Origin of the sequence: Micromonospora sp. URMC 103, assembly GCF_051386435.1 — a bacterium.
In the GTDB taxonomy this organism is placed as follows: Bacteria; Actinomycetota; Actinomycetes; order Mycobacteriales; family Micromonosporaceae; genus Micromonospora.
In genome coordinates this window covers 1442752-1455680 of sequence record NZ_JBPQTR010000004.1, presented here as the reverse complement: position 1 = coordinate 1455680, position 12929 = coordinate 1442752, and the positions used below count along the sequence as shown (strand labels likewise).

General features: G+C 71.5%; 10 protein-coding genes. 6 read left to right on the top strand and 4 right to left on the bottom strand.

From position 1 onward, the window contains the following. Nucleotides 1–59: 59 nt before the first annotated feature. Entirely contained in the window at nt 60–467 is a 408-nt protein-coding gene (locus tag ACSNOA_RS10395) for a hypothetical protein (RefSeq protein ID WP_436657740.1), read from the bottom strand. Nucleotides 468–650: 183 nt separating this feature from the next. On the opposite strand from ACSNOA_RS10395, the gene ACSNOA_RS10390 reads away from it, so the two are divergent. Together ACSNOA_RS10390 and ACSNOA_RS10385 are read left to right on the top strand one after the other, a co-directional pair. Next, nucleotides 651–2693, top strand: a complete 2043-nt coding sequence (locus tag ACSNOA_RS10390; protein WP_436657739.1) for a glycerophosphodiester phosphodiesterase family protein — start codon at nt 651–653, stop codon at nt 2691–2693. Nucleotides 2694–2907: 214 nt separating this feature from the next. Further along, entirely contained in the window at nt 2908–3285 is a 378-nt protein-coding gene (locus tag ACSNOA_RS10385; protein ID WP_436657738.1) for a hypothetical protein, read from the top strand. A gap of 72 nt (nt 3286–3357) precedes the next feature. Here ACSNOA_RS10385 and ACSNOA_RS10380 read toward each other — a convergent pair whose 3' ends face one another. The 3 genes from ACSNOA_RS10380 to ACSNOA_RS10370 form a co-directional block, all read right to left on the bottom strand. Beyond that, nucleotides 3358–4314 (bottom strand): sporulation protein, encoded by a 957-nt coding sequence (locus tag ACSNOA_RS10380; protein WP_436657737.1) that lies wholly within the window; start codon nt 4312–4314, stop codon nt 3358–3360. Between the two features lie 106 nt (nt 4315–4420). Then, nucleotides 4421–5197, bottom strand: a complete 777-nt coding sequence (locus ACSNOA_RS10375) for a DeoR/GlpR family DNA-binding transcription regulator (RefSeq protein WP_436657736.1) — start codon at nt 5195–5197, stop codon at nt 4421–4423. A 35-nt stretch (nt 5198–5232) separates the two neighbouring features. Then, nucleotides 5233–7236, bottom strand: coding sequence for a beta-galactosidase (locus tag ACSNOA_RS10370; RefSeq protein ID WP_436657735.1), 2004 nt, complete (start codon nt 7234–7236; stop codon nt 5233–5235). 278 nt (nt 7237–7514) lie between these two features. On the opposite strand from ACSNOA_RS10370, the gene ACSNOA_RS10365 reads away from it, so the two are divergent. From ACSNOA_RS10365 to ACSNOA_RS10350, 4 genes are read left to right on the top strand one after another with little or no spacing between them, the layout of a single operon-like run. Next, a complete protein-coding gene (locus ACSNOA_RS10365) occupies nt 7515–8843 on the top strand; it encodes an ABC transporter substrate-binding protein (RefSeq protein WP_436657734.1) in 1329 nt (442 codons plus the stop codon). A gap of 21 nt (nt 8844–8864) precedes the next feature. After that, nucleotides 8865–9821, top strand: coding sequence for a carbohydrate ABC transporter permease (locus ACSNOA_RS10360; protein ID WP_436657733.1), 957 nt, complete (start codon nt 8865–8867; stop codon nt 9819–9821). Next, nucleotides 9818–10729, top strand: a complete 912-nt coding sequence (locus tag ACSNOA_RS10355; RefSeq protein WP_436657732.1) for a carbohydrate ABC transporter permease — start codon at nt 9818–9820, stop codon at nt 10727–10729. The genes ACSNOA_RS10360 and ACSNOA_RS10355 overlap by 4 nt, the downstream gene beginning before the upstream one ends. Beyond that, complete coding sequence (locus ACSNOA_RS10350) at nt 10726–12864, top strand: alpha-galactosidase (protein WP_436657731.1); 2139 nt, start codon at nt 10726–10728, stop codon at nt 12862–12864. The genes ACSNOA_RS10355 and ACSNOA_RS10350 overlap by 4 nt, the downstream gene beginning before the upstream one ends. The last annotated feature ends 65 nt before the right edge of the window (nt 12865–12929 follow it).

The following is a 12929-nucleotide window of genomic DNA, read 5'->3' as shown; positions in this document are numbered from 1 at the left end:
CGCGGCAACAACTTCATGATCACCGGGGCCGAAGGGCCGGCCCGGCGGAGGCCGGCGGGTCAGTCGTTGACGGACTTTGCCGGGCCGCTGCTCATCGTGGACTGGTCGCTCGTGGAGGTGCCCTCCGGGGTGCTCATGCCACCCGTCGTGGCGTCGCCCGTCGTGGTCGGGGCCACCTTGCCCCGGTGCTGCTCCGGCTGCCGGGCCACCCGCCGCACGCTCGCCGGCCCGGCGGTGCCGCCGGTGGTGGTGACGGCTCCCTGCCCGGCGACCGGGCCGCCGTCGCGGAGCACCGTCGGGTCGACCCGCGAGTGCGCCGGGTCGTCCGGGTCGACGTCCTGGATCGCCCGCTGCACATCGGTGCGGGGCACCGTCACCTCGTCGAGCGCGCCCTCCCCGTAGATGCCGCCGGCGATCCGGTCCTCGGCCCGTCGGGCCGCGTCCTGTCGCATGTCGTCCTCACGCACGTCGCACCACCTCGCAGAAACATCGGTCTCTCTGCGTGCCCGCCGTCGGCCGGGTCAAACACGCGGGGCCGGCCGCACAGACGTTCACCCGCGTGTCTCCCGCCGGCCGCCTGAGCGCCGCCCCCGCTGCCCATGCTGACCGGCGGATTGGCGGGAGAGACCCGCCGGAGGAGGAGTGACAGCGTGCGCACAGTACGCCGTATCACGATCGCGGCCCTCGCGGCGGCGACCGTGACGACCGGGCTCGCGGCGCCCGCCGGGGCGAAGCCGCGACCCGACCGGACATTCGACGTGCAGGCCCACCGCGGTGGTCTCGGGCTGCGGGTGGAGAACACCCTCGCCTCGTTCGGCAACGCCCTCCAACTCGGTGTCAGCACCCTCGAACTGGACGTGCAGATCACCGAGGACGGCCAGGCCGTCGTGACCCACGACCGGAAGGTCACCGGCACGAAGTGCACCGACACGGCGCCCGTGACCCCCGCCGACCCGGAGTTCCCGTACGTCGGGAAGTACGTCAACACGCTCACCCTGGCCCAGGTGCGTACCCTCGACTGCGGATCGAAGACGCTCGCCGACAAGCCCGGCCAGCTCGCCGTCCCCGGCGCCCGGATGCCGCTGCTGCGCGAGGTCTTCGACCTCGTCAAGCGCTACCACGCCGACGACGTGACGCTCAACGTGGAGACCAAGGTGGAGGCCGGCGCGCCGGCCGAGACGGCCCCGCGGGAGCAGTTCGTGCAGGTCACCGCCGCCGAGATCCGGCGTGCGGGGCTGCTGAAGCAGGTGACGATCCAGAGCTTCGACTGGGGCGCGCTCATGCGGATGCGCCAGGTGGAGCCGCGGCTGCCGCTGGTGGCCCTCACGAACTACGACTTCCTGCAGACCGGGCAGCCGGGCGCCTCGCCGTGGCTGGGCGGGCTCGACATCGACGACTTCGGCGGCGACCCGATCAAGGCCATCCGCAGCTTCGGCGCGAGCGCCTTCTCGCCGGTGCACGGCTCCCCGCAGAACGGCACGGTCACCGACCCCGGCTACCAGCCGTACGTGACGCGGGAGATGGTGGCGCGGGCGCACCGCTACGGCATCAAGGTGATCCCGTGGACGGTGGACGACCTGCCGACCATGGCGAAGCTGGTCGACGACGGCGTGGACGGGATCATCACCGACTACCCGGACCGGCTGCGCGGCCTGCTCGCGCAGCGTGGCTACCGGCTCCCCAAGGCGTACGCCTCGCCGTTCGACATCCAGGCACACCGCGGTGGAAGGGCGACGCGTCCGGAGAACACGCTGCCCGCGTTCACGAAGGCGCTCGCCAACAGGGCGATCTCCACCCTGGAGCTGGACACCGGCGTGACCCGGGACGGCGCTCTCGTCGTGCTGCACGACCGGGCCATCAACGGCTCCCACTGCGTCGACACCGCGCCGGCCACCAAGGGTGACCCGGAGTTCCCGTACGTGGGCAAGCCGGTGCACGACCTGACCCTCGCGCAGATCAAGACGATCGACTGCGGCACGAAGACGCTGCCGGAGCTGCCGGCGCAGGTGCCCGCCCCGGGCGCCCGGATCCCCACCCTGGACGAGGTCTTCGCGCTGGTCAAGCGCAGCGGCCGGGACGACGTCCGGATGAACATCGAGACCAAGATCAGTCCGGTCGTGGACGACACGGAGCCGTACCGCAGCTTCACCCGCAAGCTCGTCACGGCGATCCAGCGGGCCGGGTTCACCGGCCGCGCCACCATCCAGTCGTTCGACTGGCGGACCATCACCTACGCCCGGCAGCTCGACAAGCGGATCGAGACGGTGGCGCTGGTCTGGCAGTACGGGCCGGCGGAGTGCACCAGCCTCGCCGACGAGTGCTCGCTCCAGGCCGTGTACGGCGACCCGTCGGTGAAGAGCCCGTGGACCGGTGGGCTGGACTGGTGGACGTACCGGGACCTGGGCAAGCTGACCCGGGCCGCGGGCGCCGGCACGGTGTCGGCGAACTGGCAGGTGCACGACCCGAAGCAGGGCACGGTGGCCTCGGCCGACTGGTACCTGCGGCAGGACCCGGCGTACTTCCACGGACCGGACGTGCGCACCCTCCAGAGCCGGTACGGGCTCAAGGTGATCCCGTACACCATCGACGACGCCTCCGTCATGCAGCGGGTGATCGACCTCGGTGTGGACGGCATCATCACCGACGACCCCGACCTGCTGGTCGGCGTGGCCATCCGCAACGGCCTGCGCTGACGTACCACGCCGGTGGCGCCCGCCCGGGCGTCACCGGCGTCGTCCGCGAACCCAACGGCGGCGGGCGATTTCGGGCCGGGAGCGGGTGTTACCTCGCCCCGGGCCTCGGGTAGTCGGTGGGCGTCCCCGCCACGAAACACGAAACCGTGCCGTGGCCGGAACGCGGTAGCGGGGCGAGGAAGCGCACGACTCATCGCATCCTGAGGAGGACCAGATGAGCACGCAGGCTGCATCCACCAGGCCGATGAACAGGCCGAACGCGGACATTCAGAACCGCCAGGCGATGCAGGACACGCCGACCCGTCCGATGCCCATGGTGTCCGACGGCCGGCGGGAGGCCATTCAGGCTCCCGGTACGGAGACCAAGCCGTCCCTGCTGACCACCGAGTTCTGGATCTACCTCGCCTCGGTCGGCGCGGTACTGCTCGCGTCCTTCCTGGTCGGTCGGAACACGGTCGGTGTGGACATCTTCCGCGCCAACCAGGCCTGGTTCTTCATCACCCTGCTGACGATCGGCTACCTGGGTAGCCGCGGCCTCGCCAAGGCGGGCAGCAACTACCGCAGTAGCCAGGAACGCGCGGCGCGGCACTGACGCGGCGCGGCGCGCAGCGAGGCGACGCCTCCGGGACGAGGTCCCGGAGGCGTCGTCGTGTCCGATCCGGCGCTACTCGTCGAACCCGCCGAAGTCCTCGCCGAAGTCGCCCTCGAAGGCGTCCTCGATCATCTCGCCGGCGATCATCCCGCCGGCCACACCGAGCGCCGCACCGGCGACCATGCCGCCCATGCCGGCGCCCCGGCCGTGGCCGTGGTGGCCGCCGTGGCCGAAGCCGGCGGCGCGCATGCTGCCGTAGTGCGACGTCGTCTCCCGCAGCCAGCCGTCGACGACCTGCGTCCAGTCGACACGGTCGGCGTCCGTGTGCGGCACGTGGTAGCGGCCGAACGCGTCGTGCCCGGAGCTGAGGAAGCCGCCGCGCTTGTCGCACTCCAGCACCACGTCGACACCGCGCTGGCTCGTCACGAACGTCAGCTCGACCTCCCGGACGGTCTGCGCGTACTGCGGCGCCGCGAAGAACTCGATCTCCTGGTAGAACGGCAGCGTCTGCTGCACGCCGTGGATCCGGCCACGCTCGAGATCGGCGTGCTTGAACCGGAAGCCGAGGCGCTGGAACGCCTCCAGGATCCGCTCGTGCACGGGCAGCGGGTGCACCGCCACCTGGTCGAGGTCGCTCTTGTCGACCGCCCGCGCCACCGCGAGCTCGGTGCGCAGACCCATCGTCATGCCGTGCAGCCGCTGCCCGTAGACGTCGGTGATCGGGGTCTCCCACGGCACGGGCAGCTGGAACGGGATGGCGAGCTGCTGCTTCGGGGCGAGCTGCAGGGGGCCGCTCACCGCCATGCGGTGGAACTCCATGATGCCGGCGTACTCGGTGTCGTGCCCCTCGATCTCGACCCGCGTGACCAGGCTGAGCACCACCTGCTCGATGGCCGCCGGGGCGTCGCCGCCGACCAGGTTGACCTGCCCGTCGAGGGTCAGGCCGGGGCGCGTGTTCGGGTTGGTCAGCACCGTGTCCACGCTGGGGCCGCCCACACCGAACGCGCTCATCATCTTCTTGAAGACCATCGGAACTCCCGTGCGACCGCCGAGGGCTCCACCGTGGAGCCGGACGTTGCTCGGTGGCACCCTAACCGGCAGCCCTGTGAGGTGGCTGTGAAGCGCCGTGGCGGGTCTAGACCGCGCCCACCACGATCAGCTCGCCCACCTGCTCGCCGATGGCCGTACGGGCCTCGGACGGCAGGCCGGCGTCGGTGATCAGGATGTCGGCGGCCTCCAGCGGCGCGATGGTCGCGATGCCGATGGTCTCCCACTTCGTGTGGTCGGCGAGGACCACGAGCCGGCGGGCGGAGCCGATGAGGCACCGGTTCACACCCGCTTCGAGCAGGTTGGGCGTCGTGAACCCGGTGCGCGGGCTCATCCCGTGCACGCCGAGGAAGAGCAGGTCGACGTTGAGCGACCCGATGGCCGCCTCGGCGACCGGCCCGGTCAGCGCGTCCGAGGGCGTACGGATGCCGCCGGTCAGCACCACCGTGCGGTCGGCCCGCGGGTCCTGGTAGAGCGCGTCGGCCACCGGGATCGAGTTGGTGACCACGGTGAGGCCGCGTACGTCCGACAGGAGGGTGGCGAGCGCCGCCGTGGTCGTACCGGCGGACAGCGCGATGGCCATGCCCGGCTCCACGAGCGCGGCCGCCCGTTCGGCGATGGCGCGCTTCTCCCCCTGTTGGCGGATCGACTTCGCCGCGAACCCCGGCTCGTCGGCCGAGCCGGGGCCGGCCAGCGTCGCGCCGCCGTGCACCTTGTCCACGAGCCCGCGCTCGGCCAGCACCTCGAGGTCCCGGCGGATCGTCATGTCCGACACGCCGAACCGCCGCACGAGGTGGCTCACCCGAACGCCGCCGTGCTGCCGGATCAGATCGAGGATGGCGCTCTGCCGCTGCTGGGCGAGCATCCGGTCAACCTCCTTCGATCCCCGGTTTTCGGGGCTCAGGCCGCTGCCGCGGCGGGATCCTCCCGGATGACCGCCACCTCGCCGGCCGGCACCGTCAGCTCACCGTCGCACCGGGCGCCGGTCAGCAGATCGACGCCGGAGACGGACAGCCGCGCCGGGTCGCCGGTGTGGTTGATGACGAACAGCCAGCTCCGCTCGTCGTCGCGACGGCGCACCACCTCCACCCCGGGGGCGGCCGGGACCGCGGGCCGCACGCCGGACTCGGCCACGAGCCGGGCCACCAGCGCGTCGGTGGCGGCCTCGTCGAGCCGCGTGCCGAGGTACCAGGCCGCGCCCTCGCCGACGGCGTGCCGGGTCACGGCGGCCACGCCGGGCAGCGGACCGTCGGCGTACGAGGCGAGCACCTCGGCGCCCTCCGGGTGCAGCCACTCCGTCCACACGTCGGCCGTGGCGCCGTCGTCGAGCCGGACCCGTTCGCCGGCGCGCAGCGGGAAGAACTCCTCCGTCCGTACGCCGAGCAGCTCGCGGAACGCCCCCGGGTAGCCGCCGAGCCGGATGTGGTCGTTCTCGTCGACCACGCCGCTGAAGTACGTGACGAGGGCCGTCCCGCCGCCCTCGACGAACCGGCGCAGCGCGTCGGCGTCGGCGTCGCGTACGAGGTACAGCGTGGGCGCGAGCACCAGCCGGTAGCGGCCGAGGTCGGTCGAGGGGTGCACGACGTCGGCGGTGATGCCGGCCCGCCACAGCGCGTCGTGGAGCGCCGCGAGCCGGTCGGAGTAGGTGACGTCGACGCTGGGGTGCGAGTCCAGCTCGACGCCCCACCACGCCTCGTAGTCGAAGAGGATGGCCACGTCGGCGTCCACCCGGCTGCCCCGGACCTCGGCGAGCGCGCCGAGGTCGGCGCCGAGCTGGCACACCTCGCGGAACACCTTGGTGTCGGGCCCGGCGTGCGGCACCAGCGCGGAGTGGAACTTCTCGGCGCCGGCGCGGGAGGCGCGCCACTGGAAGAAGAGCACGCCGTCGGCGCCGCGGGCCACGTGCGCGAGGCTGTTGCGGCGCAGCTGCCCCGGCGTCTTCGCCACGTTGCGCGGCTGCCAGTTCACGGCGCTTGTCGAGTGCTCCATGAGCAGCCAGGGTTCGCCGCCGGCGACGCCGCGGGTGTGGTCGGCCGAGAGCGCCAGGTTGACGTGGGCACGCGGATCGGCGGCGGTGAGGTAGTGGTCGTTGGCGACCAGGTCCACGTCGCCGGCCCAGGAGTGGTAGTCGAGGTACTTGATGCCCGTGCCGATCATGAAGTTCGTGGTCACGGGCTGGCGGACGAGGCGGCGCAGCACCTCGCGCTCGGCGCGCAGCTGGGCGCGCTGCTCGTCGGAGGAGAACCGCAGGAAGTCCAGCTGCTGGGTGGGGTTGGCGAAGGTCGGGGCGGTGCGCGGCGGGTTGATCTCGGCCCAGTCGCCGTACCGCTGGGTCCAGAAGGCGGTGCCCCAGGCGGCGTTGAGCCGGTCCAGGTCGCCGTAGCGGTCGCGCAGCCAGGTGCGGAAGGCCTCGGCGCTGACGTCGCAGTAGCAGTGCACGTTGTGGCAGCCCAGCTCGTTGGACACGTGCCACATCACCACGGCGGGGTGTTCGGCGTACCGGCCGGCGATTGCCTCGACGAGGGCGAGCGAGCGGTCCCGGAAGACCGGGGAGCTGGGGCAGTACGCCTGCCGGCCGCCCGGCCAGAGGACGGTGCCGTCGGCCCGGCGCGGCAGCGTCTCCGGGTGCGCCCGGGCGAGCCACGGGGGCGGGCTCGCGGTGGCGGTGGCCAGGTCGACGCCGATGCCCCCGGCGTGCAGCAGGTCGAGCACGCGGTCCAGCCAGCCGAACTCGTACCGGCCGGGCGCCGGTTCGAGGAGGGCCCAGGAGAAGATGCCGACCGAGACGAGGTTGACGCCGGCGCGGCGCATCAGGTCGACGTCCTCGGCCCAGGTCTCCTCGGGCCACTGCTCCGGGTTGTAGTCGCCGCCGAAGAAGATCTGGTCGCCCTGCCATCGCCGCATGGCAGCAGAGCGTGCCCCTATCGATCGATTAAGTCAACAGGTTCCAACATCCGAGGGTTTCCAACGTTTACCTGATAACAGCCCTGTCACGACTGGGTTATCGGTGCCTGAGCACCCTCTTGACAGGACCGTGGGGGCGGGTAGCTTGAGGCGCCACTGGCAGTTCGTGTTTGCCAATGTGGATTCACGGTGGATCCCGATGTGCGATCACGAGCGCCGGACCCGCCACCCCTGACGGCCCTTGGGCGCAGCGCACCTCTTCATCCGCAGGAGGAACCATGTCCCGTCCCCGTACCCAGGCCGAGTACCTGGCCAGACTCGTACCGCCCTCCGTCGCCGGCCTCAACCGCCGCTCGCTGCTCGCCGGCGCGGCCGGCGCGGGCGCCCTGGCCGGCACGGGACTCCTCGCCGGCTGCGGCGGCTCCGACTCCGGCGGGTCCGGAGGCAAGACGGTGTCGCTCGGCTCGAACGCCTCGGACCCGACGCCGAAGGACGTCCTCGCCAAGGTCGCGGGCGCCTTCAAGACCTCCTCGGGCGTCGAGGTCGCGATCAACACCGTCGACCACAACACGTTCCAGGAGAACATCAACAACTACCTGCAGGGCAAGCCGGACGACGTGTTCACCTGGTTCGCCGGCTACCGGATGCGCTTCTTCGCGGCCCGCGGCCTGGCCGGTGACCTGTCGGACGTCTGGGGCAAGCTCTCCGGCTTCTCCGACGCCTTCAAGAAGGCCTCGACCGGCGACGACGGCAAGCAGTACTTCGTGCCGTTCTCCTACTACCCGTGGGCCGTCTTCTACCGCAAGTCGGTCTGGCAGCAGCACGGCTACCAGGTGCCCACCACGCTCGACCAGTTCACCGCCCTCGCCAACCAGATGAAGCGGGACGGCCTCGCCCCCATCGCCTTCGCCGACAAGGACGGCTGGCCGGCGATGGGCACGTTCGACATCCTCAACCTGCGGATCAACGGCTACCAGTTCCACGTCGACCTGATGGCCGGCAAGGAGGCCTGGACCTCGGACAAGGTGAAGAAGGTCTTCGACACCTGGGCCGGGCTGCTGCCGCTGCACCAGCCGGACGCACTGGGCCGCACCTGGCAGGAGGCCGCCCAGTCGCTCCAGCAGAAGAAGAGCGGCATGTACCTGCTCGGCCTCTTCGTGGCCCAGCAGTTCAGCGCCGACGAGCAGAACGACATCGACTTCTTCACGTTCCCCGAGATCGACTCGACCATCGGGGCCAAGGCCCTGGACGCGCCGATCGACGGCTACATGATGGCCCGCAAGCCGAAGTCCGAGGCCAACGCCAAGAAGCTGCTCGAGTACATCGGCGGCGTCGACGCGGGGAACATCTCGGTGAAGACCGACCCCGGCACCCTGGTCGCCAACACCGGCGCGGACACCAGCGGCTACAGCGCCCTGCAGAAGAAGGCCGCCGAACTGGTCGGCTCGGCCACCGAGATCGCCCAGTTCCTCGACCGGGACACCCGGCCGGACTTCGCCTCCACGGTGATCATCCCGGCCCTCCAGCAGTTCATCAAGGACCCGAAGGACGTCAGCGGGCTGCTGACCAGCATCGAGAACCAGAAGAAGTCGATCTTCACAAGCTGACGGCGAGAGGGGGAGGACACCGTGTCCGACCTGCCCCTGATCCAAGCGGATCGCGCCGTGCCACCGCCGGCCGCGACCACCACCACGGGTGGTCGCGGCCGGCGCCGGCTACGGCTCCTGTCCCGCACCGACCGCGTGGTCGTCACGCTGATGGTGCTCGTCCCGCTGCTGCTCGTCACCGCCCTGGTGTGGCTGCCGGCGCTGGCCACCGTGGTGCTCTCCGGCACGAACTGGGACGGCATCGGGCCGCTGGGCGACATCGACTTCGTCGGCGGCCGCAACTACAGCGACGTCGTGAACATCTACCCGCCGTTCGTGCCCGCGGTGCAGCACAACCTGCTGTGGCTCGCGGCGCTGTTCCTGGTGGCCACGCCGTTCGGCATGTTCCTGGCCGTGCTGCTGGACAAGGAGCTGCGCGGCAGCCGCTTCTACCAGACGGCGCTCTACCTGCCGGTGGTGCTCTCGCTGGCGCTCATCGGCTTCGTCTGGCAGCTCATCTACTCCCGCGACCAGGGCCTGCTCAACGCCGTCCTCGGCTCCCACGTCGACTGGTACGGCGACCCGGGCGTCAACATCTGGGCGGTCATGGCCGCCTCCGCCTGGCGGCACGTCGGCTACATCATGCTGCTCTACCTGGCCGGGCTGAAGGGTGTCGACCCGTCACTGCGCGAGGCCGCGGCGGTCGACGGCGCCTCCGAGGTGAAGGCGTTCTTCCGGGTCGTCTTCCCGGTGCTGCGACCGATCAACATCATCGTGCTGGTGGTCACGGTGATCGAGTCACTGCGCGCGTTCGACCTCGTCTGGGTCGTCAACAAGGGACGCAACGGGCTCGAACTGCTCTCCGCGCTCGTCACCCAGAACGTCGTGGGCGAGGCGAGCCGGATCGGCTTCGGCTCCGCCCTCGCGACGATCATGCTGGTCGTCTCGCTTGTCTTCATCACCATCTACCTGGCCACCGTGATGCGGGAGGACCGATGACGAGCGTCAGCCTTTCCCGGCCACCGGTCGCCGAGGACGGCGCGCCGCCGCGCCGACGGCTCACCCCGCAGCGGGTGGTGCTGCACGTCTTCCTCATCGCCGTGGCCGTCGGGTGGCTCTTCCCGGTCCTGTGGGCGGTGCTGACGTCGCTGCGCTCGTACGACTACACGGCCACCCACGGGTACGTCTCGTTCGGCGGATGGACCATCGACAACTACGTCACCGCGTGGCAGACGGCCGAGTTCGGCAAGCACTTCCTCAACTCCGTCTACATCACCGTCCCGGCGGTGCTGCTGACGCTCTTCCTGGCGTCCTGCGTGGCCTTCGTCATCGCCCGGTTCAGCTGGAAGCTCAACGTGGTGCTGCTCGGCCTGTTCACGGCGGCCAACCTGCTGCCCCAGCAGGCCCTGCTCATCCCGCTGTTCCGGCTCTTCACCGAGGTGCCGCTGCCGGCCTTCATGAGCGACTCCGAGCTGCTGTACGACAGCTACTGGGGCCTCATCCTCATCAACGTCGCGTTCCAGTGCGGCTTCTGCGTCTTCGTGCTCAGCAACTACATGAAGGCCCTGCCACGCGACCTGTACGAGGCGGCCATGGTCGACGGGGCGAGCATCTGGCGGCAGTACTGGCAGGTCACCATGCCGCTGTGCCGACCGGCCCTGGCCGCGCTCGCCACCCTCGAGGTGACCTGGATCTACAACGAGTTCTTCTGGGCCACCGTGCTCATGCGCACGGGCGACAAGTTCCCCGTCACCAGCTCGCTGAACAACCTGCGCGGCGAGTTCTTCACCGACAACAACCTGGTCTCGGCCGGCAGCGTGCTGGTCGCGATCCCCACCCTGGTCATCTTCTTCCTGCTCCAGCGACACTTCGTCCGGGGCCTCACCTTGGGAGCCAGCAAAGGATGAGTCTGCTGCACCTGCGCCGCGCGCGTACCAGTCTCGTGCTCGACGCGCGCGGCACGGGCCTGCCCCGGGTCGTGCACTGGGGCGGCGACGTCGGCGACCTCGACGAGGACGGGCTGCGCCAGCTCGCCGACGCCACCGTGCCGCCGGTGGTGCCGAGCAGCTTCGACGCGCCCACCGTGCTCTCGCTGCTGCCCGAGGCGAGCGCCGGCTGGAGCGGCCGGCCGGCGCTGGCCGGGCACCGGGGCGGCGCCGACTGGTCCACCGCGTTCCGGCTCGACGGGCTCGACGTGGACGACTCCGCCGACGGGTCTCGCGCGCGGGTCGTCGTCCGGGCCACCGACGCCGCCGCCGGGCTGTCGCTGACCGTGGAACTCACAGTCGACCCGACCGGCCTGCTCCTGCTCCGCCACCGGCTGCGCAACGACGGCGACACCCCGTACGAGCTGCGCGAGCTGACCCCGGTGCTGCCGGTGCCGCAGGTCGCCACCGAGCTGCTCGACCTGACCGGCCGCTGGTGCCGGGAACGGTCCCCGCAGCGGCACCCGTGGCCGATGGGCACCTGGGTGCGCGAGGGGCGGCACGGCCGCACCGGCCACGACGCCACGCTGTTGCTGGTCGCCGGCACGGCCGGGTTCGGCTTCGGGCACGGCGAGGTCTGGGCCGTGCACACCGCGTGGAGCGGCGACCACGTCACCTTCGCCGAACGGCGACCCACCGGCCAGGCCACCCTCGGCGGCGGCGAGCTGCTCACGCCGGGCGAGGTGGTGCTCGGCCCCGGAGCGTCGTACGCCTCCCCCCTGCTCTACGCGGTCTGGTCGGACACCGGGCTGGACGGGCTCAGCGACGCCCTGCACACCCACCTGCGGGCCCGCCCGGGGCACCCGGGTTCGCCCCGCCCGGTCACCCTCAACGTCTGGGAGGCCGTGTACTTCGACCACGACCTGCACCGGCTGCGGGCGCTCGCCGACCAGGCGGCCGAGGTGGGCGTCGAACGCTTCGTCCTCGACGACGGCTGGTTCCGGGGCCGGCGGGCGGACACGGCGGGCCTCGGCGACTGGTACGTCGACGAGCAGGTGTGGCCCGACGGGCTGCACCCGCTCGTCACGCACGTCACGAAGCTCGGGCTCGAGTTCGGCCTGTGGGTCGAGCCCGAGATGGTCAACCCCGACTCGGACCTGTTCCGCGCCCACCCCGACTGGGTGCTCGCCGCTCCCGGGCGGATGCCGCCGACGTGGCGCAACCAGCAGGTGCTCGACCTCGCTCATCCGGAGGCGTACGCGTACCTGCTCGACCGGCTGGACGCGCTGCTCACCGAGCACCCCGGCATCGGCTACCTGAAGTGGGACCACAATCGGGACCTCACCGAGGCCGGCCACCGGGGCCGCCCCGGCGTGCACGGGCAGACGGAGGCGGTCTACCGCCTCCTCGACGAGCTGCGCCGCCGGCACCCGGACGTCGAGATCGAGAGTTGCGCCTCCGGCGGCGCGCGCGTCGACCTGGAGATCCTGGCGCGCACCGACCGGGTCTGGGCCAGCGACTGCAACGACGCGCTGGAGCGGCTCGCCATCCAGCGCTGGACCGGGCTGCTGCTCCCGCCGGAGCTGGTGGGCAGCCACATCGGCCCGGAGCGTTCGCACACCACCCACCGGGTGCACGACCTCGGCTTCCGGGCCACCACCGCGCTGTTCGGCCACTACGGCATCGAGTGGGACATCAGCGCGATCAGCCCCGCCGAGCGGGCGCAGCTGGCCGCCTGGGTGTCCCTGCACAAGCGGCTGCGGCCACTGCTGCACAGCGGCCGCGCGGTCCGCGTCGACCACCCGGACTCGGCCGTCTGGGCGCACGGCGTGGTCGCCCACGACGGCTCCCGGGCGGTGTACGCCGTGAGCCGGCTCGCCACCTCGGTGGCCGAGGTGCCCGGCGCCCTCCGGCTGCCCGGCCTCGACCCGGCGCGGCGCTACGCGGTCCGCCCGGCCGAGGGCGTCCCGGCGCCGGCCACCGTCCAGCGCGCCGAACCGGCGTGGCTGGCCTCCGGGGCGACCCTCACCGGAGCGGCGCTGGCGCGCGTGGGCCTCCAGATCCCCGCCCTGCACCCGGAACAGGCCCTGCTGCTGGAGGTCACCGCGCGCGACTGAGAAAGCTCGAAGAAAAATCGGCCGGGCATGTCGAGAAGCACGGCGCCTGCTTCTACCTCAGGGTG

Excerpts from the sequence above, each read along its gene's own strand:
- ACSNOA_RS10385 (WP_436657738.1), top strand. The coding sequence starts at position 2,908 with ATGAGCACGCAGGCTGCATCCACCAGGCCGATGAACAGGCCGAACGCG.
- ACSNOA_RS10380 (WP_436657737.1), bottom strand. The coding sequence starts at position 4,314 with ATGGTCTTCAAGAAGATGATGAGCGCGTTCGGTGTGGGCGGCCCCAGC.
- ACSNOA_RS10375 (WP_436657736.1), bottom strand. The coding sequence starts at position 5,197 with ATGCTCGCCCAGCAGCGGCAGAGCGCCATCCTCGATCTGATCCGGCAG.
- ACSNOA_RS10370 (WP_436657735.1), bottom strand. The coding sequence starts at position 7,236 with ATGCGGCGATGGCAGGGCGACCAGATCTTCTTCGGCGGCGACTACAAC.
- ACSNOA_RS10365 (WP_436657734.1), top strand. The coding sequence starts at position 7,515 with ATGTCCCGTCCCCGTACCCAGGCCGAGTACCTGGCCAGACTCGTACCG.
- ACSNOA_RS10355 (WP_436657732.1), top strand. The coding sequence starts at position 9,818 with ATGACGAGCGTCAGCCTTTCCCGGCCACCGGTCGCCGAGGACGGCGCG.
- ACSNOA_RS10350 (WP_436657731.1), top strand. The coding sequence starts at position 10,726 with ATGAGTCTGCTGCACCTGCGCCGCGCGCGTACCAGTCTCGTGCTCGAC.